This is a genomic window from Rhodanobacter sp. MP7CTX1 (assembly GCF_014205795.1).
In the GTDB taxonomy this organism is placed as follows: domain Bacteria; phylum Pseudomonadota; class Gammaproteobacteria; order Xanthomonadales; family Rhodanobacteraceae; genus Rhodanobacter.
This window is the reverse complement of sequence record NZ_JACHCN010000042.1, coordinates 1-1,183: the sequence shown is the minus strand read 5'-3', so window position 1 is coordinate 1,183 and position 1,183 is coordinate 1. Positions and strand designations below refer to the sequence as shown.

1 pseudogene is annotated in these 1,183 nt (G+C 62.4%); it reads right to left on the bottom strand.

From position 1 onward, the window contains the following. Nucleotides 1-1,183, bottom strand: a pseudogene (locus tag HDE77_RS20240) (hypothetical protein); the annotation flags it as partial.

Genomic DNA, 1,183 nt, shown 5'->3' with positions numbered 1-1,183 from the left:
CCGGCACGGAACGACATCCAGCTGGCGCTGGTGCCCCAGTCCGAACGCGCGGCAACCGCACCCATGCCGGTCGCAAAATACGACAGGGGCAACGTGTTCAACGGTGTGACAGGGGCGGCCGGGTTCACTTCCAGGAAGGCAAGCCACGGATCAGCGGTCCCGTAACCCGAGGTGGCCGCATTGACCGACGTCAGATACTGGTTGAATACGCCGACCTGCGAAGAGTTCCAATAGGTCAGCTCGCCCAGGATCTGCTGGAACATGCCCACCTGCGTCGTGCCCGGAGGCTGCGTCGTGGAATTGGAATGATTGGTGTCGCGATCGTCGAAGTAGGTCAACGACGGCCAGGTGAAGTGCATCGCATAGTTGGCGCTGTCCAGCGGGTAGCTGTACGGCGCCGTGGCATGCACCAGATCCTGTCCGGTCGCCGTCATCACTTCGCGTGCGGGCAGACTCATGTTGACGATGCTTAGCGGCGCGTAATTGGCAAAACCCTCGGGCCAGCCACCGCCCGTCAGGTGCTGCGCGTAATACGGCTGAACGCGTTTGGCGAACTGGTTGGTGAGCCAGTCGGTCCATTCGGCCGGAGCGCTCGGGTTTTCATCGTAGGTCGCCAGTGCGATCGCGGCCTTGGCATGGAAGTAACCCGCAAAATAGTTGCTCTGCGGATTGGCGTATTCGAAGTCCGCGCAACCGTTCGGCGCTTCCCAGGCCGTGATCCACGCGTTGGCGGTGGTATACACCTGCGTGCGCTGCGCCGGGGTCAGCAGCTCGTAGACCCAGTCATAGCCCAGACCGAAACCGACGCCGTAGAAGCGCATGACGTAGCCGTCATCGGTGCACGGAGCCTCACCCAGATTCCCGCTGCTGGTGACCGGTGTGGACATCTTCATCAGAAGATCGACGGCCTTGGCGCCATACGGCGCTGCGGCTGTCGGATTGCTTACCTTCAGCACCTGGTAGCACATGCCCTCGGCCAGCAGCGCCGGCAGATAGGCGTCGCCCTCGTAGCCCTGACCCGCGTTGGGCAGGTTGGGATAGGCGGTGCCGGTGGGGTACTGCACGGTGCCACCGATAAACGAATCGCAGGTGGCTTTCAGCGTTTGCCATTGCGCGCTGTTGTTGGCCGCACTCTGGCGCAATGTTGTCAGCGTATTGGTATCCAGGATCAGGCGCGGATGCG